At 61.5% G+C, this 20,861-nt stretch carries 17 protein-coding genes; 11 read left to right on the top strand and 6 right to left on the bottom strand.

The genetic code is table 11. The annotated features are described in order from the left end of the window. Positions 1–106 precede the first annotated feature (106 nt). The 9 genes from ABEA23_RS00560 to ABEA23_RS00520 all read left to right on the top strand — a co-directional run bounded on the left by ABEA23_RS00560 (position 107) and on the right by ABEA23_RS00520 (position 11,365). Positions 107–1,630, top strand: coding sequence for an ABC transporter permease (locus ABEA23_RS00560; RefSeq protein WP_345476192.1), 1,524 nt, complete (start codon positions 107–109; stop codon positions 1,628–1,630). Further along, a complete protein-coding gene (locus tag ABEA23_RS00555; RefSeq protein ID WP_345476191.1) occupies positions 1,627–2,790 on the top strand; it encodes an ABC transporter permease in 1,164 nt (387 codons plus the stop codon). Before ABEA23_RS00560 ends, ABEA23_RS00555 begins: the two co-directional genes overlap by 4 nt. Positions 2,791–2,978: 188 nt before the next feature. After that, complete coding sequence (locus ABEA23_RS00550) at positions 2,979–4,697, top strand: ABC transporter ATP-binding protein (protein WP_345476357.1); 1,719 nt, start codon at positions 2,979–2,981, stop codon at positions 4,695–4,697. A gap of 33 nt (positions 4,698–4,730) precedes the next feature. Beyond that, the gene (locus ABEA23_RS00545; RefSeq protein WP_345476190.1) at positions 4,731–5,840 is read left to right on the top strand and encodes a hypothetical protein; all 1,110 of its coding nucleotides are present in this window, start codon (positions 4,731–4,733) and stop codon (positions 5,838–5,840) included. A gap of 112 nt (positions 5,841–5,952) precedes the next feature. After that, on the top strand, positions 5,953–7,872 hold the full coding sequence (gene typA / locus ABEA23_RS00540) for a translational GTPase TypA (protein WP_345476189.1): 1,920 nt from the start codon (positions 5,953–5,955) through the stop codon (positions 7,870–7,872). Between the two features lie 18 nt (positions 7,873–7,890). Beyond that, the gene (locus ABEA23_RS00535; RefSeq protein WP_044494184.1) at positions 7,891–8,436 is read left to right on the top strand and encodes a hypothetical protein; all 546 of its coding nucleotides are present in this window, start codon (positions 7,891–7,893) and stop codon (positions 8,434–8,436) included. A 40-nt stretch (positions 8,437–8,476) separates the two neighbouring features. Continuing rightward, the gene (gene fdxA, locus ABEA23_RS00530) at positions 8,477–8,806 is read left to right on the top strand and encodes a ferredoxin (protein ID WP_260072098.1); all 330 of its coding nucleotides are present in this window, start codon (positions 8,477–8,479) and stop codon (positions 8,804–8,806) included. 22 nt (positions 8,807–8,828) lie between these two features. Next, complete coding sequence (dapC, locus tag ABEA23_RS00525; RefSeq protein ID WP_345476188.1) at positions 8,829–9,947, top strand: succinyldiaminopimelate transaminase; 1,119 nt, start codon at positions 8,829–8,831, stop codon at positions 9,945–9,947. 137 nt (positions 9,948–10,084) lie between these two features. Next, a complete protein-coding gene (locus ABEA23_RS00520; protein WP_345476187.1) occupies positions 10,085–11,365 on the top strand; it encodes a citrate synthase in 1,281 nt (426 codons plus the stop codon). Positions 11,366–11,520: 155 nt separating this feature from the next. Here ABEA23_RS00520 and ABEA23_RS00515 read toward each other — a convergent pair whose 3' ends face one another. From ABEA23_RS00515 to dapD, 3 genes are all read right to left on the bottom strand, one after another. Beyond that, on the bottom strand, positions 11,521–12,210 hold the full coding sequence (locus tag ABEA23_RS00515) for an endonuclease domain-containing protein (protein ID WP_345476186.1): 690 nt from the start codon (positions 12,208–12,210) through the stop codon (positions 11,521–11,523). Positions 12,211–12,701: 491 nt separating this feature from the next. Then, entirely contained in the window at positions 12,702–13,751 is a 1,050-nt protein-coding gene (locus ABEA23_RS00510) for a hypothetical protein (protein ID WP_345476185.1), read from the bottom strand. 3 nt (positions 13,752–13,754) lie between these two features. Then, positions 13,755–14,708 (bottom strand): 2,3,4,5-tetrahydropyridine-2,6-dicarboxylate N-succinyltransferase, encoded by a 954-nt coding sequence (dapD, locus tag ABEA23_RS00505; RefSeq protein WP_345476184.1) that lies wholly within the window; start codon positions 14,706–14,708, stop codon positions 13,755–13,757. A gap of 217 nt (positions 14,709–14,925) precedes the next feature. Here dapD and ABEA23_RS00500 point away from each other — a divergent pair, with 217 nt between their 5' ends. Together ABEA23_RS00500 and ABEA23_RS00495 are read left to right on the top strand one after the other, a co-directional pair. After that, a complete protein-coding gene (locus ABEA23_RS00500) occupies positions 14,926–15,933 on the top strand; it encodes a TAXI family TRAP transporter solute-binding subunit (RefSeq protein WP_345476183.1) in 1,008 nt (335 codons plus the stop codon). Then, a complete protein-coding gene (locus ABEA23_RS00495; RefSeq protein WP_345476182.1) occupies positions 15,933–18,101 on the top strand; it encodes a TRAP transporter permease in 2,169 nt (722 codons plus the stop codon). The genes ABEA23_RS00500 and ABEA23_RS00495 overlap by 1 nt, the downstream gene beginning before the upstream one ends. 99 nt (positions 18,102–18,200) lie before the next feature. Here the strand turns inward: ABEA23_RS00495 and menC are convergent, their stop codons facing one another. Genes menC through ABEA23_RS00480 form a run of 3 tightly spaced genes read right to left on the bottom strand, consistent with a single transcriptional unit; the run spans position 18,201 to position 20,715 of the window. After that, positions 18,201–19,334: an o-succinylbenzoate synthase gene (gene menC / locus ABEA23_RS00490; protein WP_345476181.1), complete on the bottom strand. Its 1,134-nt coding sequence runs from the start codon at positions 19,332–19,334 to the stop codon at positions 18,201–18,203. Then, positions 19,334–19,990, bottom strand: a complete 657-nt coding sequence (locus ABEA23_RS00485) for a MurR/RpiR family transcriptional regulator (protein WP_345476180.1) — start codon at positions 19,988–19,990, stop codon at positions 19,334–19,336. The genes menC and ABEA23_RS00485 overlap by 1 nt, the downstream gene beginning before the upstream one ends. Further along, entirely contained in the window at positions 19,987–20,715 is a 729-nt protein-coding gene (locus ABEA23_RS00480) for a hypothetical protein (protein ID WP_345476179.1), read from the bottom strand. The genes ABEA23_RS00485 and ABEA23_RS00480 overlap by 4 nt, the downstream gene beginning before the upstream one ends. Between the last annotated feature and the right edge of the window lie 146 nt (positions 20,716–20,861).

Below are 20,861 nucleotides of genomic sequence, written 5' to 3'. Positions count from 1 at the left end.
ATGACGGAACATCATCCCTAACACGGTGGGGTCCCGGCTGACTATCCGTCAGCCCGGACCCCACCGGTGCGTCCACCAGCTGACTCGGAAGGTCACCCCTTAAGCCGTGCTGAAATACATTCTCAAGCGCCTGGGGAGCACAGTGCTCATCCTCTTCGGCGCTACGCTCATCGCTTTTATCATGGTCATCAATTCTGGTGACCCGCTGCAGGACCTCCGGGAAATGCAGTCTGACAACGTCGAGTTCCTGATGCAGGAACGCATTGAACGGATGGGGCTGGACCAGCCTTGGTACGTTCGATACTGGTCCTGGCTCTCAGGAATCCTCGGATGTTTCGCCGGAAGCTGTGACTTTGGCGTCACTATGAGTGGGCAGCCGGTCACTCCTCTGATTCTGGCAGCCGCTGAGCAGTCCTTGCGCCTTGTCTTTGTTGCCACCATGGTCGCCATCGTTGTGGGAATCCTGACCGGCATCGCCACGGCCATGCGGCAGTACTCGCTGTTGGACTACGTGGTGACATTCTTCATCTTCTTATTCTGGTCTCTGCCAGTCTTCTGGGCGGCGGTGCTGGCTAAGGAATGGCTGGCTATCCGATTCAATGACTGGATATTGGAACCTCAGTTCACGTGGCCGGCGATCCTCACGCTGGCAGCGCTTCTTGCGATTATCGTTCCACTGGTGCTCGGTGGAGATCCGCTGCGACGTATCATCACCGGCGGCATTATGTTTGCTTTCGTCTGCCTTGTCCTTCCGTGGATGAATGCAGTGAACTTCATGGCCAGCCCTCGACTGGGTGTGCCGATCATCATCGTGGCCTCCCTTGTTCTGGCGGCAGGCTTCACCGCGCTGATAGCGGGAATCAGGAATCGGCAAGTTCTGTACTCAACGCTGCTGGTGGTTTTGGTGGGCATTGTCGCCTATTACGCCACATGGGGACTTCTGCAGGACCCGCCTGGCGGGTGGCTTCTGCTCGGCGCGCTCTTTGTGCTCACCGTGACGGTGTGCGTCATTATCGGCAGAATCGTGGGTGGCGACGCACGGGGTCAAGCTACTGCTGCTTCTGTGCTTACTGGCGTCATGATGTCGATCCTGATTCTGCTGGACCACTTCATGTATCACTGGCCACAACTTCTGTCGCTGAAGCCGCGACCGATCCGGACCGTGGGGTCCCACACGCCAAACCTTGATAGCGACTTCTGGGTGACAGCCCTGGATCAACTTACTCAGCTGTGGATGCCGTCGGTTCTGATGGCGCTGCTGTCTCTGGCCACATACACCCGCTATACGCGCAGCTCCATGCTCGAAGTCCAGAAGCAGGACTACATCCGCACGGCGCGAGCGAAGGGCGTCAATGAACGGACCGTGGTTCTGAAGCACGCCTTCCGGAACGCCATGATCCCGCTGGTGACCATCGTCGCCTTCGACTTTGCCGCCCTCATCAGCGGTTCTGTTGTGGTCGAACGGGTCTTCGGCTGGAACGCCATGGGCAACCTCTTCATCACAGGGCTTCAGATATCTGACCCTGCACCAGTTATGGCATTCATCATCGTCACCGGCGCAGTAGCGGTTCTGTTCAACCTCATGGCTGACATTCTCTACGCCGTCCTCGACCCAAGGATCCGAGTATGAGCAACGACAAGACCTCAGAACCTGATAACGAACTCCAGCAGCAGATGGTCGACCTCGCCGAGGTCGAAGACAGTCGCCTTCAAGAGGGCGGTCGCTCCTATTCTCAGGGCCAGCTCATCCGGCGGCGGTTCTTCTCCCATAAGCCGGCCATGATCTCCTTGGTCGCCCTCATCGCCGTGATTGTCCTGGCTTTTAGCTCGATAGGTTTCGGGATCCTGCCTGGCTGGTGGGATAAGCACCATCAAGCCACGGGCTCCATCATTGATGGAGGCCGTCCCATGATGTTCCAGGATGGGAACTTCTTAGGCGAGCATCCCTTCGGTCAAGAGAACGTCGGTCGTGACTACTTCGCCATGGTGATGCGGGGAACGCAGCAATCGCTGATCGTTGCCTTCGTTGCGGCTCTTGTTTCCAGCGTCATCGGCATCGTCTTGGGAGCGATCGCTGGGTACTTCCGAGGCATCGTTGAATCGATCATCATGCGATTTACGGATTTCGTCATTGTGGTGCCGACGCTGGTTTTCGCCGCGATTCTCGGTCAGATGGTCGCTGGTCTACCCGGCGGGGTCTTTCCCTTCGCCGTGGCCCTGGGCTGCATCACGTGGGCCGGGATGTGCCGTCTAGTCCGTGCAGAAGTCCTCTCTATCCGAGAGAAGGAATACGTCTCCGCTGCGATTTCCATGGGCGCCTCGCCTGCACGGATCATTGCTAAACACATGATTCCCAACAGCATCGGGGTGATCATCGTCAACGCGACGTTCGCGTTTGCCGGTGCCATCATTATGGAGTCGACACTCTCCTACTTGGGCATGGGTGTGCAGCGTCCAGAGGTTTCGCTGGGACTCCTTATTGATCAGTACCAGAATGCGTTTACGACCCGATCGTGGCTGTTCTGGTTCCCTGGAGCGTTCATTATTGTGATTGCTTTGGCGGGCAACTTCATCGGCGATGGCCTCCGGGATGCGTTTGATCCTCGTCAGCGTCGAACCGGTGATGCGCGACCCACCCTGGGATCTGTCCTTGGCCTTCGAGGTGTGCAGCGCCTCTTCCGTTCTCAAGAGGTCGGTCAGAATGCCGCTGGTAACTCCGGGGGAGCTCAGCTGCCAGCCGGACAGAACGATCCCCATGGGAACCCGATGCGCTTCTGGAGGAAGAAATGAGTTCAACGACAATCTGGGCGGCTGCCGACTATGACGAGCTTCTTGAAGAAGCAGAGAACTTCGGAGAAGGATTTTCTGTCGCTCCCTTAGTGATTCTCGGAATCGCGGCCGCCCTAGCTTTGGTGTACGTGGGAGTCGCGCATTTCCTTGGGCGTAAGCAGCGTGAAAAGGGCCAAGCAAACGAGACGATGTCCGGGATCGTGCCAGCTGAGTTCACGACCGACACTGCGCTGAAGTTCGAAGACGTGAAGGTCAGCTTTGCGACCGAATTCGGCACAGTTGAGGCAGTCAAGGGTGCCAGCTTCGAGGTGAAACCCGGGGAAGTGGTGGCCGTTGTCGGCGAATCTGGTTCGGGAAAGTCCGTCACCAGTTCAACAGCAATGGGCCTTATGGCCGAAAATGCGCATGTTTCGGGCCGCGTCTACTTGGATGGGAAAGAAGTCACCAACTTATCTCCGGCCAAGTTGCGCTCACTTCGCGGTGATGAGATCTCGATGGTCTTCCAGGAGCCCATGACAGCACTGAACCCGGTCCTCAAGGTCTCTGACCAGCTTGTAGAGGCGCTCCAAGTTCACGGCAAGGCGTTCGGACGCGATGCGTTGGCTCGCTCTATCCGGCTCTTGGAACAGGTCGGTATACCGGACGCAGCGAATCGCATTTTTGAGTATCCGCACCAGTTCTCGGGAGGTCAGCGACAGCGAATCGTCATCGCCATGGCGATTGCGTGCAACCCCAAAGTCATCATTGCCGACGAACCGACCACCGCTCTTGACGTCACAGTTCAGGCCGAGATCCTCGATTTGCTCCGTCGTCTCAAAGATGAGCTCAATACCGGCATCTTGCTGATCACTCACAATATGGGAGTCGTCGCAGATATGGCGGACCGGGTGGTTGTCATGTTCCAGGGCGAAGTAGTCGAGTCTGGTCCGGTGGACAGGATCCTGCTGGCACCGGAGCATCCATATACCCAGCGGCTTCTTGATGCTATGCCCACACTCGGTGAGGCGAACATCGAAGTCTCAGAAGGAACAGATTCCACAGATCCCACGAAACCTGAGTTGGACGCTGAGAAGGAGTACCACCTTCAAGCAATTGATCTTTCTCTTGCCTACAAGAATCGTGGCAGGTCGAAAAGAGTTGTCGAAGGTGTGAACTTCGCTGTCGCTCGAGGAGAGATCCTCGGCTTGGTGGGTGAATCCGGTTCCGGAAAATCAACGGTCGCTAAGGCCGTTCTGGGACTTCTGGAAGTCGAAGAGGGCGAGCTTTTGGTGCGAGGGAAGAATCTTCCACAGTTGCCCCACAAAGAGAAGAAGGCCCTCCGCCGTGACATCGGAGTGGTGTTCCAGGATCCCGCAGCATCTTTGGATCCGAGGTTCCCGATCGGTGAGATCATCACAGAGCCTATGGTGGTGCACAAGGTGGGCACGCCCCAGGAGCGCACCGCGAGGGCGGAGGAGCTTCTAGAGGCCGTGAAACTGCCTCGGTCGGTCATAAACCGCTATCCTCACGAGCTCTCTGGTGGTCAGCGACAGCGAATCTCGATTGCCCGAGCCATGGCCCTTAGCCCATCAATCCTCATTGCAGATGAACCCACATCGGCCCTGGATGTCTCTGTGCAGGCGCGTGTCTTGGATATGTTCGCCGAATTGCAGGAACAGTACGATTTCGCCTGCTTGTTTGTCACTCATGATCTCGCGGTGGTGGATCAACTCGCCGACCAGATCCTAGTGATGCAGAAGGGGCGAGTGGTGGAACAGGGACGCAAGGAGCAGATTCTTCGGAGTCCACGCGAGGATTACACGAAGCGGCTGCTCGCTGCGGCACCTGTCCCGAACCCGGACGAGCAAAAGAAACGCCGGGAGGCCCGACGCGCCCTGCTGACGGCACAGGGCCTGACACTGGACTGATCAATGGGTGCCGGTGGCGAAGACTTATCCACGGTGGTTCATCGCGGTAAGGACAGAGACTGGGTTGATCGTGCCACCGAGAGCCGACGACGCCTGGTCCGTCGCAGAGTCACAGTAGGGACGGTGGTCGTCGTAGCCATACTGACGGCCACCTTCCTGCTCTATGACGGCCCACGCCGTAGTGGCCTCCTGGATGCTCTCGGGACTACCTGTGGCGAGTTTGTTGTGCCGAAGCCGGCAGATGCACCAAGAGGGGAGCGGGTTTTTACCGCCTGGGATGAACACATGGTGGATCTGTCCGCGTCCTTCCGCGATGAAGCAGTCGCTGAGGAGTTCACGGAGTTCAGGGATAACGTTGATCGGTTTGCAACTGAACACGATCTCCGTCCCAGCCTGGGAACGTTTCGGGGATGGTCACCTGCTGGTCGCGAGTTTGTCGCTGCAGCCAACGGAGAGTTGCTCGTCTTAGGGCTGACCCCCACGTCATGGACACTCATAGAGGGACTAGCAGTACTGGACCCAGGTACAGGCGCTGCACAGGGGTATGCGGAGCTGTCAGATCCCACCCGCGGTGAGTGGCAGAACCCCCAGCGGTTATTGATTGGTCTCGGCAATTGGGGAGACCTGGCTGTGCTGCAAACCACCACAGCCAGCGGAGATACTGACGTTGTCGTATGGGATCCAGTTGCGGGGGAGAAGACGGAGTGTCTCCGGCTGAAGGGTGCTGAGCTCAACGTCGATCGACTAGGCGCTTATCCGCCCACACTCATCCGTGTTGCTGACCTCAATTCCGGCTTGTCAGCCCCGGGTCAAATGTTGATTGTCCATGGTCGAGAACCGGTGCGGTACTACGGGAATGCGCCGGAGGATCTGATGCTGAGCACAGTTGATCTTGAAGCATCCAAAGTCACGTTAATTGGGGAAGATCTATCCCAGGACGACGTTATCCAGCTGCTGCGCGAACGGTCACTGCACTCTGGGTCAGGTCCTGAGGACACCGGAAGAGGGGAAGAGGAACCCCCGTCCGAGGAAGCAGATGTGCTGCCATCTGCGAGTCTGGAAGAGGAGAATCTGCAGCCACTAGGGCAGGAGCACTTCGTACTCGACTGGGGAGCCGGGTACATCATCTTCGAACGGCTGTGACATGACCGTGAATATCTGCTGGATTCCAGAACAAATCAAGGCATGACGGTACCGCGTACACTGGACGGGTGCGCTCGCACCCTTTGACCTTAAGTTTTGGAAGGCCTTTCTCTTGAGCATCACCTCACGCAATGATCTGCGCAATGTCGCGATCGTCGCCCACGTCGACCACGGCAAGACCACTCTGGTCGACGCCATGCTGCGCCAGACCAAGGCAGTCGGCGGACACGGCGACCTCGAAGACCGCGTCATGGACTCCGGTGACCTTGAGAAGGAAAAGGGCATCACCATCCTGGCTAAGAACACCACCGTGTTCTACTCCGGTCCCTCCGCCCAGAAGCACGCCGGTCAGGACCAGGTGACCATCAACGTCATCGATACCCCAGGTCACGCTGACTTCGGCGGCGAGGTCGAGCGCGGTCTGTCCATGGTCGACGGCGTCGTGCTGCTGGTGGACGCCTCCGAGGGTCCGCTGCCGCAGACCCGCTTCGTGCTGCGCAAAGCACTCAACGCTTCCCTTCCGGTGATCCTGGTGGTCAACAAGACCGACCGCCCCGACGCCCGCATTGAAGGTGTCATCTCCGACACCATGGATCTGCTGCTGGGCTTGGCCTCCGACGTCGCCGAGGAGAACCCGGACCTGGATCTGGACTCTGTGCTCGATGTGCCGGTGGTCTTCGCCTCCGGTAAGGCTGGCCGCGCCTCCAAGGAGCAGCCCGCTGACGGCGGCCTGCCGGACAACGAGGACCTTGAGCCGCTGTTCGAGACCATCCTCGAGCACGTCCCCGCACCCGAGTACGACGACGAAGAGGTCCTGCAGGCTCACGTCACCAACCTCGACGCCTCCCCGTTCCTGGGACGTCTGGCGCTGCTGCGCATCTTCAACGGCACCCTGCGCAAGAACCAGCAGGTGGCCTGGGCCCGTAAGGACGGCTCCACCAAGACGGTGAAGATCACCGAGCTGCTGGCCACCAAGGGCCTGGAGCGTGTGACCGCTGAATCCGCCGGCCCAGGCGAGATCGTCGCCGTCGCCGGTATCGAGGACATCATGATCGGTGAGACCCTTACCGATCTGGAGAACCCCAAGCCACTGCCGAATATTGTGGTGGATGATCCCGCGATCTCCATGACCATCGGTATCAACACTTCCCCTATGGCTGGCCGCGTCAAGGGAGCAAAGGTCACCGCCCGCCAGGTGAAGGACCGCCTGGACAAGGAGCTCATCGGTAACGTCTCCCTCAAGGTTCTTCCCACTGAGCGCCCCGACACCTGGGAAGTCCAGGGCCGCGGTGAGCTCGCCCTGGCCATCCTGGTGGAGCAGATGCGCCGCGAGGGCTTCGAACTGACTGTGGGCAAGCCCCAGGTGGTCACCCGCGAGATCGACGGCAAGCTCCATGAACCCATGGAGAACATGACCATCGATACTCCTGAGGAGTTCATGGGCGCCATCACCCAGCTGATGGCAGCGCGTAAGGGCACCATGACCACCATGACCAATAACGGCACCGGCTGGATCCGTATGGAGTTCCTGGTCCCCGCCCGCGGCTTGATCGGCTTCCGCACCAAATTCCTCACCGAAACCCGCGGTGCAGGCATCGCCTCCTCCTACGCGGCAGGCTACGAGCCCTGGAAGGGTGAGATCGAGTACCGCACCTCCGGTTCGCTGATCTCCGACCGCGCCGGCTCGGCCACCCCGTTCGCCATGATCAACCTGCAGGAGCGCGGCAAGTTCTTCGTGGAGCCCCAGTCCGAGGTCTACGAAGGCCAGGTGGTGGGTGAGAACTCCCGCAACGAGGACATGGAAGTCAACATCACCAAGGAGAAGAAGCTCACCAATATGCGTGCAGCCTCCGCAGACTCCTTCGAGGGCCTGACCCCGCCGGCGAAGCTGACCCTGGAGGAGTCCCTGGAATTCGCCAATGAGGACGAGTGCGTGGAGGTGACCCCGGATGCCATCCGTATCCGCAAGGTCATCCTGAACTCCTCAGAGCGGATGAAAGAAACCCGCAAGAAGAAGTCCGCCTCGGCCTAAAGGGCGCATTTGACGTCTATGACACAACACTCAGAGCTGTCCACTAGCCGACGCCGTCCTGCTCTGCTGGGCGTGTGCTTCGCCGCCGGGGCTATCATCGGCGTGCTGGGCACTATGTTGCACGGCAATATCTGGGTGATCGGAGAGCCCAGCAGCGGACTCATCCTCCCGTGGGGCGCAGTGCTTGCACTGCTTATTCTGCTGCTGGCTCTCCTGTGGTCCGGTATGACCGCCGGGTCACTGACCGAGCCCATGCTGATGGGCGCAACAACGTTCACTGTGGCCAGCATCGCCTACCTATGGCCCGGGCCGGACCAGCTGGTGGTTCACTACACGCCGATCGCCTGGGAGCAGCTTCCCGGTCCGGTGTTAGCCTCCGCACTATGGTGGCTGGGCAGCGCACTGATCACCTGTGTGGCCATGATTCTCACCAAATGGCTTCTGATGAAGGACGCGCTGCAGCAGAAGCAAGCCGCTGCTGCCCAGGCCCAGGCTCACTTACGTGGTGAAGACCACCAGCCGCCGTCGTCATTGGCGCCCTACCCCGGTGGCCCCCAGCGGTAGACTGGGAAACTGACGCACCCCCAAAGGAGACTTCGAGACCATGACCTACGTCATTGCGCTTCCCTGTGTGGACCTCAAAGACAAGGCCTGCATCGATGAGTGTCCGGTGGACTGCATCTATGAAGGCGAACGCTCCCTGTACATCCACCCCGACGAGTGCGTGGACTGCGGCGCCTGCGAGCCGGTCTGCCCGGTGGAAGCCATCTACTACGAAGATGACTTGCCCGAGGAGTGGAGCGAGTACTACCGCGCAAATGTGGAGTTCTTCGACGACCTCGGCTCTCCTGGCGGTGCCGCCAAACTGGGCAAGATCGAGAAGGACCATGAAGTGATCGCTGTCCTGCCGCCGCAGGCTCACGACGAACACTGATTCCCAAGGTCTGACACCTTCCATGCTCACTCTCCCCGAGTACCCCTGGGACGCCATGACTCCCTACCGGGAGTTAGCGGCTGCCCACCCCGGCGGCACAGTGGATCTCTCCATCGGCACCCCGGTGGATCCCACCCCGCAGGTGATCCAGGATGCTCTGGCTGCTGCCAGTGACGCCCCCGGGTACCCCACCACTCACGGCCGGCCCCAGCTGCGCGAGGCTGTGGCTGACTGGTTCGCCCGCCGTCGCGGTGTGCCGAATCTCGACCCTGAGGCGGTGCTGCCCACCATCGGATCCAAGGAGCTGGTGGCCTGGCTGCCGACTCTGCTGGGCCTGGGGGAGGGCGATATTGTGCTGCGCCCCCGCATCGCCTACCCCACCTATGACATGGGTGCGGTGATCGCCGGCGCTGAACCGGTGGCCACCGATGACCCGTTCAGCCTGGATGAGTCCGTGCTGGCCCGGGTGAAGCTGATCTGGCTGAACTCTCCGGGTAATCCCACCGGAAAAGTCGACGACGCCGCCTATATGGCCCGCGTAGTGGAGCTTGCCCGCCGCATCGGCGCCGTCGTGGCCTCTGACGAGTGCTATGCGGAGCTGCCCTGGGAGCTCGAGGATGTGCCCTCGATCCTGGACCCCCGCGTCGCCGGTAACTCGCACCAAGGCCTGCTGGCGGTGTATTCGGTGTCCAAGCAGTCCAATCTGGCCGGCTATAGAGCCGCCTTTGCTGCTGGCTGCCCCGAGCTGATCAAGGGGCTGGTCAACACCCGCAAGCACGCCGGGATGATCATGCCAGCCCCGGTGCAGGAAGCGCTGCGAGTGGCACTTTCCGACGACGACCACGTCCGTTCTCAGCGAGAACTGTATCGCCGCCGTCGTGCCCTGTTGAAGCCCGCTCTGGAAGCTGCCGGCTTCACCGTGGAACATTCGGTGGCGGGTCTGTACCTGTGGTGCACTGACGGCTCCATGACCGAAGATGGACGCGGTGACACCTGGGCTCAGGTTCAGCGGATGGCAGAACGCGGGATCGTTGTGGGACCGGGAGTCTTCTACGGTGAGGCCGGGGCAGGCTACGTCCGAGTAGCTTTGACGGCCTCCGATGAACGAATTGCGGCCGCCGCTGAGCGTCTCGCAGTCTGACAACCTATTGGCGCGTGTGTCTGGTCACACGGTAGGTTGTTTCATGTTGTCACCCACGTGTTTGTCCGCGCGGGGCACCGACGTGCCCCGAAGTGGACCTGACGCAGCCGCAGGATCGGTAAGGAAGCGAGCGAACGATGACTGAGCAGAACTCAGCCCGCCTGGACTATCAGGGGCATGAGCTGGAACTACCGGTGGAAACCGCGGTAGAGGGCAATGATGGCCTCGATATCGCCCCGCTGCTGAAGACCACCGGTGCGGTCACCTACGACCCGGGCTTCATGAATACGGCCAACACCAAATCGGCCATCACCTACATTGACGGTAACGAGGGCATCCTGCGCTACCGCGGTTACCCCATCGAGCAGCTGGCGGAGAAGTCCAGCTTCCTTGAGGTTTCCTACCTGCTGATCTACGGCGAGCTGCCTACCCCGGAGCAACTTCAGGACTTCGACAACGTCACCCGCCGGCACACTCTGCTCCACGAGGAGCTCAAGGATTTCTTCGGCGGATTCCCGCGCGATGCACACCCGATGCCGGTGCTGTCCTCGGCTGTCTCGGCGCTGTCCACCTACTACCCGGACTCCCTGGATCCTTTCGATGCGGATCAGGTTGAGCGTTCCACCTACCGGCTGCTGGCTAAGGTCCCCACCATTGCGGCTTACGCCTATAAGAAGAGCATCGGCCAGCCCATGCTCTACCCGGATAACAATCTGAGCCTGGTGGAGAACTTCCTGCGCGGCTGCTTCGGCGTTCCGGCGGAGAACTACGAGATTGACCCCGATATCGCCAAGGCCCTGGACGTCCTGCTCATCCTGCACGCAGACCACGAGCAGAATTGCTCCACCTCCACGGTGCGACTGGTGGGCTCCTCGCAGGCGAACATGTTCGCCTCCATCTCCGCAGGCATCAACGCGCTCTACGGCCCCGCCCACGGCGGTGCGAACGAGGCTGTGCTGAAGATGCTGCGCCAGATCCAGGCAGGTGACGTCAGCCCCGAGGCCTTCATGGAGAAGGTGAAGAACAAGGAGGACGGCGTCCGCCTCATGGGCTTCGGTCACCGCGTCTACAAGAACTACGACCCGCGTGCTCGCGTGGTCAAGGGCCTTGCTGATGAGCTGCTGGGCAAGCTGGGCGGCGACGACGAGCTCTTCGATATCGCGCAGCGCCTGGAGCAGAAGGCCCTGGAGGATGACTACTTCGTGGAGCGCAAGCTCTACCCGAACGTGGACTTCTACACCGGTCTGATCTACAAGGCCATGGGCTTCCCGGAGAAGATGTTCACCGTGCTGTTCGCACTGGGGCGTCTGCCGGGCTGGATTGCCCAGTGGCGCGAGATGATGGGCGATCGCAACACCAAGATCGGCCGTCCCCGGCAGATCTACGTGGGCGAGCCCAAGCGCGATTACCCCGCCTGAGCTTGTTCATCCAGGAGCGCCCCGGCCAGTTGGTCGGGGCGCTCCTGTGTCTCCTCGTTCGGTCACGCATTTTGACGCTACTTTGACCCGCTAAGCATCGAATCCAGGAGGAAACGCCGTCATATCGCGTGACCGTATGCGTTGTCGGCGCAGAATCAGCTGCGCCACCCCTGTTTCCGCAGTGCCCGGGTGATCTTCGCTATGGCTCCAGCCCCGCTGTGTCGCATGTGTTCTTTGGTGATGCGCAGCTCAACCCAGCCCAGAGCTTCGGTCCGTTCCTGACGCCGGACATCGCGCAGCACCTGTTCCGGGTCCGAATGAACAGACTGCCCCTCATACTGGATCGCCAGCCGGTACTTCTCCACGCTGAGGTCTGGCTGCACGATACGTCGACCGTGCTCGTCCAGCAGCCATACATTTACCTGCGGCTCCGGAAGGTTAGCCTCATACATGTAATAGCGGAGCGTGGTTTCCTGGGGTGAATCGGCTCCGGGGCTCGCCAACAGGCTCGCAGTTCTTACGGTTTTTGCGCCGTTGGCTCGCCCCCGGGCTTTAGCCGCATCCCGTAAATCTGACAACAGCGTCAGTGATCCCGTTGTTTCGCCGAACTCAGTGCGCCCTGGACGCACCGCGATATCAGCCAGAATGAGCGCCTGAAGCATCGGCAGCTTCAATGCCAAGTCTGTCCAGGTCCAAGCGGGATCAGTCACCGGTATCGACTGGTATGTGGCGCAGAAACGCTCAGGCACATCGGCGGTATGAGAGACCACCAGCCCCGAGCGTCGCGTACGCGCCCGACCGCGTGCATGAATCAGATGGTAGGGCGGACCCAGCGGAACTGGCATCAAGCCCCAGAGTGCGGCCGCCGTCTCATGTCCTACGGTCCTGCCGCCTATCGCGGTCAGTGCCTGGAGAGTGTGCAGCGCGGAAAGGCTAGCATTATTCGTTTCTGGTCCCAGAATGCCGTGGCCGAGGGAGATGAGGGAATCATTGGCTAGCGCGTGCCTGATATCTCGTGCTGGCAGTTGCTCCAGGGCTTCCCTTCTGGTCAGCCGTGGCGGGGCACGAGGTAGTTATGGGCGCGTCGTCGTCGATCCTCGGGGGACTTCATGCTCCTCATCCTTGGTCGGCTCTGGCCGGAAGGGGCAGAGGCGGCACCTCAGATGTGGAAGAGCGGCCGTGGTGGACTGCCGAATCATCACTGGGGAAAACTCCCGGACGTTCGGTCACGCGTTTTACCGGTAATAAACCGCCGCGATCGCTGAAAATGGCGCGAAATCTCGTAATAACGCGTGACCGAAAGAGGTCTGCGGGAGGGGTGGCCGGTGGGCGCTGCTTAGTCGCGGGAGAAACCGATGACGACGGCGTCGTCGCTCACTGTCTCCTGGCGCTCCCAGGTCCCGGAATCGCGGTTCCACTCATATGGCCCCGCCGCCACTGACTGCACGCCGTAGTCATAAGCTGCGGCCACCGCCCAATGCGCCACCATCCAGAGGTAGTCATAGTCCCCGCTGCGTTCAGGGACATGAATCACCATCTCCGCAGTGGAGCCTTCGCCGCTGAGTTCCACCACGCCGTCCAACACCGGCTCGGGCTCGAACTCCTCGTCGTCCTGCCCCTCGGGCGCTTCGGTGAAGCTGACCCCCAAGGCGTTGGGCATCAGCGCCACCAGCTCCTCGGTGAGACCCTGGGGATCTGCCTCCGGGGCATCCAGCTGCGGCAGCGTACAGCTCATCACCACTGGCTGCTGGCCGGCTAAGGGCAGCGCAAAAGCCCGCGCTCGGTCAGTGTGCTGGGGATAGAAGCTGGGATTGTGCGGCCGGTCCAGGGCCTCAGCGGCCTCATCCAGGCTCAGCTCCGGAGTCCAGGCTGATCCCTGCTCAGCGTCCTCGTTCTGCTCTTTCTCAGCGTCGCCGTCTCCAGCGGCCCAGCGTTCTTCGAGCATGTCATAGAACCCGTCGATGCTGGCTTCAGCCACCTGGGCACTGGCGCCCTGGGACCAGTCCCGCGCACCGCGGGCAAATAACACCCGGGAATCACGCTCATTGGTCGCCTGCCGTACCGTCAGCTCGGACTCCTGCAGGGAGATCCCCACCGCGTGGACAGCCGCCTGCGGGGGCAGCTCGCGGTCCACCGCAGACACCGAGATCATCGCCGCATTATGCGCCTGTGCCGGGCTCAGTCGCTGGACCTGCTCCGGCAGCGCCACCTCGCAGCGCTCATCCAGCAGATACTCGTTCTGCTCGATGTACTGCCAGGCGCCGTAGCCGGTGCCGGCCACCAGAGCGGTGGTGATACCCAGGGCAACCAGGGCGCGACGACGACGGCGCCGCCGAACCATGGGGCGGGTGGCGACGACGCTGCGGTGGCGGGCGTTCGGTCTCATGACTCAGTTGGCGTGCAGGGCTGCGTTGAGCTCGACCTTCTGGCCCTTACGCGGCCGGGCCTGCACCTGACCGGTGACGGAGTCGCGCAGGAACAGCAGCCCGGAGGAGCCGGAGAGCTCACTTCCCTTAGCGGTGCCGGAGACCTCGCCGTTCTCATCGAGCACGGTCACTTTGGTGCCGGCGGTGATGTAGAGGCCCGCCTCCACCACACAGTCGTTGCCCAGGCTGATACCCACACCGGAGTTCGCTCCGAGCAGCACGCCCTCGCCGAGGGTGATCTTCTCTTTGCCGCCGCCGGAGAGGGTGCCCATGATGGAGGCGCCGCCGCCCACATCGGTGCCATCGCCGACGACGACGCCGGCCGAGATCCGTCCTTCCACCATGGAAGCGCCGAGGGTGCCGGCGTTGAAGTTGATGAAGCCTTCATGCATGACGGTGGTGCCTTCGGCCAGGTGTGCACCGAGTCGCACGCGGTCGGCGTCGCCGATGCGTACGCCCTGCGGCGTGACGTAGTCCACCAGGCGCGGGAACTTGTCGATGGAATGCACCGTGACATGCCCGCGCGCACGCAGCTTCAGACGCGTGGTCTCGAAGTTCTCCAGGGGGCAGGGCCCGAAGTTGGTCCAGACCACGTTGGTCAGATGCCCGAAGATGCCATCGAGGTTGATGCTGTTGGGCTTGACCAACCGGTGGGAGAGCAGGTGAAGTCGCAGCCACACATCGGAGGTCCCGGTGGCTTCGGCATCCAGGTCAGCCTCCACGGAGACGACCTTCAGGGTGACCCCGCGCTCAGCGTCCTGGCCTTCGGCCTCCCGCAGCGAGGACAGCAGGGCGTCGTCGTCGTTCTGGCTCAGCGGTGCAAGAACAGGTGCGGGAAACCAAGTGTCCAGAACGGTTCCGTCAGCGGTGACAGTGGCCAGGCCGTGGCCGGATGCGATGCGTGCGTCAGTACTCATGAGCCCCATCCTACGTGCGCGTTTTATGCCCTCCCAGCGGAGGTCACAGACTGCCCGTCATGTAACAGTTGTGTTTCACGCCACTCACCGGGTAGCCCAAATTCCGCCTGGTGCCTTAGATTGATCACCAACGGATTGGCTGGGGGCACCCTGACTACGTGCTGGACAGCAGGTGGAACTCGCCCATTCCGAACACTTACTCGACCAGGAGGAACACATGAGCATCCGTCGAAAGGCTGCAGGTCTAACCGCAGTCGCAGCGATGACTGCACTTGCCGCATGCGGCAACGGCAACGGCGACAACGAGGCCGCCGACGGCGACGTCCAGGTGGGCGACGAGGACAGCTTCGTCACGGACCTGGAGTTCACCACAGGCGGCACCGGCGGTACCTACTACCCGCTGGGCGGTGAGCTGTCCACGATCTTCTCGGACAACACCGAGGCATCCGTCAACTACGTGGAATCTGGCGGTTCAGCAGTGAACCTGGGCCGTATCCTGCAGGAACAGTCCCAGCTGGCAATGACCCAGAACGACACCGCCGTCAACGCCCTCACCGGCGATCTCGGTGAAGACCTCGAAGGCGTCACTGTCGATAACTTCGGCTGGATCTCGAACCTCTACCCTGAGGCCATGCACATCGTGGTGCGTGAGGATTCCGGTATCGAGACCATCGAGGATCTCGAAGGCGCTACTATCGCCGTCGGTGACGTCGGCTCCGGCACCCGTGCCATCTCCGATGCCATCCTGGACTACTACGAGATCGAATACACCCCTGAGGAGACCGACTTCGCAGCCTCCACCGAGATGCTCGGTGACGGTCAGATCGATGCCTCCATGTTCGTGGCGGGTGTGCCCGTGGCCGCGCTGACCAGCCTGGCCGCCACCACTGACGTGCAGCTGATCTCCCTGCCGCAGGATGAAGCTGAAGAGATCGGCGAGGGCGGCCTGTACGAGGCTTATGACATCCCTGCTGACTCCTACGATTTCCTGGATGAGGACGTCACCACACTGTCGGTGTTCGCCGCCCTGGTGGCCTCCACCACCCAGGTGAGCGAGGATCTGGCGTATGAGATCACCGCAGCACTGTTCGAGCACTCTGACGAAGTGACCCTGGATGTGGGACGCAACATTGACCTCGAGAACGCGCTGACCGGCGTAGGCGAGATCCCGCTGCACCCGGGCGCACAGCGTTACTTCGAAGAGCAGGGCGTCGAACTTCCGTGATGCAGACTGCTGCAGCAGAGCAGCCCCGGGCTTCCTCCTTCCCCAAGGATGCGAAGCCCGGGGCTGCTGCTGAGGAGAAGGCCGAGGACGTCCTCCGCGAGCATGACATCTCCAGCCGGTTCCGCACGGATCTGGGCTGGTGGGGTTGGCTTATCGGAGGACTCTCGGTTGCCTTCACGCTTTACCACCTGTTTTCGGCCTTCTACCGGCCGTATAACACCTGGATGCACGGGTCGCTGCACGTGGCCGGCGCACTGGCGCTGATCTTCCTGCTGTACCCGGCTTCCAAACGGCTGCTCCGACCGTCAGAAGGAAACCGCTGGCTCAATATCCTGCTGGGACGTCACCGCGGCATCGCGTGGTACGACGTCATCCTGGCAGCCGCAGCTATGTTCTGCAGCCTCTACATCTTCTTCAACTATGAATACCTGGTCTCCAACCGGGTGCAGATCCTGGGCTACAGCGACACCGACATTCTGGTGGCCAGCATCGGTCTCATCCTGGTGCTGGAGGCAACCCGCCGTTGCGTGGGCCTTCCCATTGTGATTGTGGCCGGTGTGGCTATTTCCTATGCCCTCTTCGGCAACCACATCAGCGCTGAGGGGTGGGGCCATCGTGGTCAGGACTGGAGCGAGTTCGCCACCAATACGTTCTTGTCCTCCGGCGCTGGCGTCTTCGGCACTCCGATCCAGGTCTCGGCGAACTTCATCTTCCTCTTCCTGTTCTTCGCGGTAGTGCTGTTGCGCACCAATATTGGTCAGTTCTTCAATGACCTGGCTTTCCGCGCTGCCGGCCGTTTCTCCGGCGGACCGGCCAAGGCCGCAGTGGCCGCATCGGGTCTGCAGGGCATGGTGTCCGGCTCCTCAGTGGCAAACACTGTGGCCTCGGGTTCCTTCACCATTCCCATCATGAAGAAAGCCGGATTCAAGCCGCATATCGCAGCCGCTACCGAGGCCACGGCCTCCACCGGTGGCCAGCTGGTGCCGCCCATTATGGGCGCAGCCGCTTTCATCATGGCCCAGAACATCCCGAATCTTGAGTACAACGAGCTGATCGTCATCGCGGTCATCCCGTCGATGCTCTACTTCCTGGGCGTGTTCCTCTCGGTGCACTTCGAGGCCAAGCGCAATGAGCTCAAGGGCCTGCGGCCAGAACAGCTGCCCAGCTGGCGTTCGCTGCTGGTTCGACTGGATATGCTGCTGCCGCTGATCGTCATCATCTCCTCTCTGCTGGTGGGCACCAGCGCCATGCGTGCGGCCCTATTCGGCATCGGAACGGCCCTGGTGCTCAGTTTCGGCCGTGCGGTCATTGAGCACATGGTGCCGGTGGTGATGGAATCTCGTTCCCGCGGAGGCCAAGCTATGGCCGTTGAGATCGGGAAACTCGCGCTGGCCCTGCTGCATGTAGTGATCAACATGCTCATTGCTGGTGCGCGGACTGCGTTGCCGGTCATTGCAGCATGTGCCTCGGCAGGCATTGTGGCCGGTACGGTGACCTCCACCGGTCTGGGCGGTCAGCTCGGCGCGGGTCTGGTGGATCTGGCCGGAGGCAACTTCCTGCTGGTGCTGGTGATGGTCATGATCGCCTGCATCGTGCTGGGCATGGGGCTGCCGACCACCGCTAACTACGTGGTCACCGCAACCATTGCTGCACCGATCCTCTACAACCACTTCGATGTGCCGCTGATCGCCGCGCATATGTTCGTGTTCTTCTTCGGCATCCTTGCTGATGTGACTCCACCGGTGTGTCTGGCGGCCTTCGCCGGTGCTGGTATCGCCAACGCGAACCCCATGCGCGCTGGTGTCAGCGCATTGCGAATGGCGATTGCAGGATTCCTGATTCCGTACGCCTTCATCTTGGAACCGGCTCTGCTGCTGCAGGGCGAGGTGGGGGACATGGTCCTGCCACTGATCACCGTGGTCCTGGGCATGATTGCCGTCTCCTCCGGCCTAGCGGGATATCTGATTGCCCGCGGCACGGTCCTGGACCGGCTTCTGCTGGTGGTCGGCGGCGTCATGATGATTCTGCCGGACCTGGTCATCTCCGGGATCGGCCTGGCGCTGGTGGCAGTTGCCGTGGTGATTCAGGCAGTGCTGCGCGCCAGGGGCCGCGGCAACTCGACGAATACCGACGAAAAGCTGGACATCGAACTGCCCACTACGGCGTAGTCGTTCACACACCCGAAGGGCCGGTACTGCGAATAAGCAGCACCGGCCCTTCGGTGTATGTACCTGATGACTCAGCGCTTCAGCGCCTAGCACCTAGTCCTAGGCGTTGAAGCGCTGCAGCCGAGTTTCGTGCTCGTCGATGACCTCGGTACGGATCTCTGCGCCCAGTCCCGGGGCCGTGGGTACCTGCACCACGCCCTGCTCGGCTGTGACCGCCGGGTCGATGATGTCGCGCGCATAGTACTTCTCACTGGCGGAGACATCCGAAGGCAGGCTGAAGCCGGGCAGCGAGGAGAGCGCCACATTGGCCAACCGTCCCACGCCGAATTCGTGCATTCCTCCACACCACACCGGCCACCCCGCCTCCGTGGCAATCTTGTGGGCCTCGCGGGCGGGACTCAGCCCACCCATGCGCGAGACCTTGATATTGAGCACACCGCCAGCTTTCAGGGCGACGGCGGTGCGCAGATCGTCCAGAGTTTCCACGGATTCGTCCAGGCAGACCGGAGTGTTCAACTCCTTCTGGAGCCGGGCGTGATCCAGCAGATTTCGCGGCGCAAACGGCTGTTCGATCATCGTCAACTCGAACTCATCCAGCGCCCGGAAGACTTCGAATGAAGCCGTGTCGCCCAGGTAGGCGCCATTGGCATCCACGTGGACATCCAGATCAGGAAAGGCCTGACGCACTGCCCGCACCGGCTCCACATCCCAGGCCGCCCCGGTGGAGGACGACGGCGCGATCTTCAGTTTGACCCGGGGATAGCCGGCGGCGACATGCTTCTGCACCTGGCTCAGCAGTTCATCAATGCTTGGTTCGATTCCCAGCGAGACTCCCGCGACTACCGAGTCCCGGGTGCCGCCCAGCGCCTTTCCCAGGGGAGTGCTGGTCTTCTGTGCAAACAGCGTCCAGGCCGCCATATCCAAGCCTGCCTTGGCAAAGAAATGCCCGCGGATCTTGCTGAAGAAACCTGCAACCTCCGTCGGATGCTCCCATTCTTTGCCCAGCACCGCGGGGATCAGGTATTCACTGGCCACGTACCATGCCGTCGTCGTGGTTTCTGGAGCGTAGTAGGGCCCGGCAGGGGAGGCGATCTCGCCCCACCCTCGCGCGCCGTCGGCATCGATCATCTCCACCAGCAGGTGGCGCAGCGAGGACTTGCGGTGGGAGCTGGTCTCAAAGGAATGGACCAGCGGCAGCTCCACATCGTGGAGGATCACATCGGTGATACGCATCAGATATACAGTCCCATCTGTTCAATCAGATCTTCTCGCTCGGCCAGCCGGCGTCGGCTGCCCTTGGAGCTTGCGGTGGTCAGAGCGGTCAGTAGGTGAATGACAGCGACGACGCCGGTGGCTGAATCGGTCACTGAGGCTGAGGCTGTGGGCACAATGATGTGCTCTGCGGCAAACTGCAGCACCGGTGAATCGGCGGCATCGGTCACGGCCACCACCTGGGCGCCGCGCTCGGCGAACTGCTCGGCCAACTGGACCGTCTCTCGGCGGTAGCGCCGCATAGCGAAAACGATCAGCGCATCCGTGGCGCGTACGTCGGGGAGCACATCCAGCGGCCGGACGGTGGTGCCATCAATATGAGTCACATGTGGGACCCCGTGGGAGAGGTCCAGGTCCAGCAGGTGGGCAAAGGCTGCTGATCGCCCAGCCCCGGAGATGAAACGACGGCGGGCCCCGGCCAGCACTGCAGCGACTCGAGCCACCGAGTCTTCGGCCTGGATCTCATCAAAGAGCTGGTCCAAAACGGTGCGTTCCTGTTTGATCAACCGAGCCTGCAATGCGGCCGAGGACGACCGAGCACCCATCCGGCTGCCATAGCGGGCTGCGGGATTATCCGGTCCGCGGGCACCAGCGCGATCCTGTCCTGAGGTGCTCACTGAGGTCTCCTGAACTCATACACGGCCTGGTCCTCGCCCAGGCGACGGCAGGAAACTGCCACGTAACCGGCGGCGAAAAGCTGCTGGAAGCGATCCCGCAACTGCTGAATCAGCTCGTCGTCAACACCGGCAAGAGGCTTGACCGCAGGGATAACAAGCTCTTGGGTGTCCCCGCCGGTGGGGGAGTCCGGAGCAGAGTGCGCGCTATCGGTGAGCGCCCATTCCACGGTGATTCGGTCGGTTCCGGGCAGCCCCTGTGCATCTTGGACGAACCAGCGTCCGCGGGCGCCGAGTACATCGAGGTTGAAGTGGGCGTTGCGGCTCAGCAGCGGATCATAGGTCCAGCGCATTCGAGTGGCCCCAGCGGACGCGGCCACCGCCGCCTGAACCTTCTTCATCGCACGGCCCACACCTTTGCCTTGCAGCGAGGCTGCTACCACTGCTGCCTGCGAGAAGTGGTAGACATGCGGATCCGCTGGGCTCTGGTCAACTGCTGTCCAGCCGTAGGCCATCGCAAGTACAACTCCTGCAGGATTGACTGCCCCGACTACCGAACCACCGTGCTGGGTGAGGCTCAGCAGCAAGCGGGGATTCAGCCCCTGGTCCTCACCGGTATAGGAGAAGACCTCCCGGTAGATGCGACAGGCTCCACGGAGTTCCTCGATCCCGGACAAAGGGCGCACCACCAGGCCCTCATCCAGGGTGAAGGTGTGCTCGTCACCCATGACTGCCGCCTTTCTCGTCAAGACTTTACGTTTCGTATCATAAGCCCAGAATGCTGCTTATGGGGAGCTTTCGCTCAACAATATTGACGGCTTCTCAGCTGCTCGTCAGTGATGTTACGTTCCGTATCATCCGCAGCTCTCAGAAG

It is taken from the genome of Nesterenkonia rhizosphaerae, from assembly GCF_039544555.1.
Classification (GTDB): Bacteria; Actinomycetota; Actinomycetes; order Actinomycetales; family Micrococcaceae; genus Nesterenkonia; species Nesterenkonia rhizosphaerae.
Note: the sequence above shows the minus strand (reverse complement) of the source record. Positions and strands in the feature narration are given on the sequence as shown.